Here is a 1,954-nt window from a genome sequence, read left to right on the forward strand (position 1 = left end):
GGGGGGGGCCCGGGGCCCCCCCCCCCCCGGCGCCGCGGGGCGGCCCCCCCAGCCCCGGGCGCAGCCCGACCCGCACCACGCACCACCGAGCACCCCGCAGGGGACACCGCCGAGCAACCCCGCAGGGGCACCGCAGGTCACACCGCCGGGACGCAGCGGCCCTCCTCCGTGCGGTACCGCCACTTCGCACCGTCCGCGACGAGCTCCTTCACCGCGCGGACGAACCGCTCCACGTGCTCGTCCGGGGTGCCGGCTCCGAAGCTGACGCGGATCGCGTTCAGCGAGCGCTCCCCCGGCGCCGCCTCCGGGGCTCCGCATTCGCCCTGGGTCTGCGGCTCGCTGCCCAGCAAGGTGCGGACCAGCGGGTGTGCGCAGAACAGGCCGTCCCGGACGCCGATCCCGTACTCCGCGGACAGGGCGGCGGCGAAGTGCGAGCTGTTCCAGCCGTCCACCACGAAGGAGATGACGCCGACCCGCGGGGCGTCGTCCCCGAAGAGGGAGAGGACCCGGACCGCCGGGACCTCCGCCAGGCCCGACCGGACCTTCGCGATGAGCTGCTGCTCGCGGGCGACGAGGTTTCCGAAGCCCGCCTCGGTCAGGGCCTTGCAGGCGGAGGCGATGGCGTAGACGCCGATGACGTTCGGGGAGCCGGCCTCGTGGCGGGCGGCGGTGGTGTGCCACTCGACGTCCACGCCGCCGTCCTCGCGCCGGGCCACCTTGCGCGAGGCCCCGCCGCCGGCCAGGTACGGCCGCGCTTCCTGCAGCCAGTCCGCGCGCCCGGCGAGCACGCCCGAGCCGAAGGGCGCGTAGAGCTTGTGTCCGGAGAAGGCGACCCAGTCGACGTCGAGCTCCTGCACGGACACCGGGTGATGCGGGGCCAGTTGGGCGGCGTCCAGGACGATCCGCGCGCCGTGGGCGTGCGCGGCCGCGGCGAGTTCCCTGACCGGCCACAGTTCGCCGGTGACGTTGGAGGCGCCGGTGACGCATACCAGCGCGGGACCGGAAGGGTCGCGGTCGGCGAGGGCCCGCTCCAGGGTGGCGACGGCTTCGGCCGGGGTGCGCGGCGCGTCGAGGTACGTGACCCGCGCGTCGACCCACGGCAGCAGGGAGGCGTGGTGCTCGGTCTCGAAGACGAACACCTGGCAGCCGGCGGGGAGTACGGCGGCGAGCAGGTTCAGCGAGTCGGTCGTGGAGCGGGTGAAGACGACCTGGTCGGCGGGGCGGCAGTCGAGGAACTCGGCGACGGTGACCCGGCTCTGCTCGAAGAGGTCGGTGGAAAGCTGCGAGAGGTATCCGGCGCCGCGGTGCACGCTGCCGTAGTACGGGGCGTACGCGGCCACGTCGTCCCAGACCCGCTGCAGGGCGGGGGCGCTGGCAGCGTAGTCGAGGGCCGCGTAGGTGACCTCGCCGCCGGTGACGAGGGGGACGGTGACGTCCCGGCCGAGGACCGGGAGCGGCCCGGGGCAGGCGGGGTCGACGGTGGCTGCGGCGGCGGTGGCGACGGCGGCGTTCAGGGATGCGGACATGGCGGTATCTCCCGGCAGGCAGGGCTGAATGGCTTCGGTGTGCCCGTACGCGGGTACGACGCTGCGGCCGTCCGGGGTACGGGAAAGTCCTCGGACCGCGCTGAGCGGGGGTACACGGAAGTGACCCTGATCCGAGGGTGAAGTAGGGGCGGAGTCGCCCTATCGCATTCGCTTGCTCACGGAAAAAGCTCCTCGAGAAGACCAGGACCCCTGGTGTCGAGGGATCCGCGCTTGCCGTAGGCCTTGCTGCCTACGACCTGGTCATCACCCGGGGCACCCCGCCACGGAAGGAGGGTTGCCGGACAGCAAGCCGGGGCCTAAACGCTGTCACTCGTGACCTGGTCAGCATCCTGCCACAAGATCGCCGGAACGCGAGACCCCGGTCCGCATGCCGGACCGGGGTCGTCGCTTTCACGCCGTTCTCCTAC

General features: G+C 73.4%; 1 protein-coding gene and 1 riboswitch. The gene reads right to left on the bottom strand.

What is annotated here, in order from left to right; all coding sequences use genetic code 11:
* Window positions 1-137: 137 nt before the first annotated feature.
* Complete coding sequence (locus ACWGIU_RS36810; protein ID WP_453712424.1) at window positions 138-1,526, bottom strand: aminotransferase class V-fold PLP-dependent enzyme; 1,389 nt, start codon at window positions 1,524-1,526, stop codon at window positions 138-140.
* Between the two features lie 222 nt (window positions 1,527-1,748).
* Window positions 1,749-1,865, bottom strand: a riboswitch (SAM riboswitch).
* Between the last annotated feature and the right edge of the window lie 89 nt (window positions 1,866-1,954).

The sequence above is a fragment of the Streptomyces sp. NPDC054840 genome, from assembly GCF_053611065.1.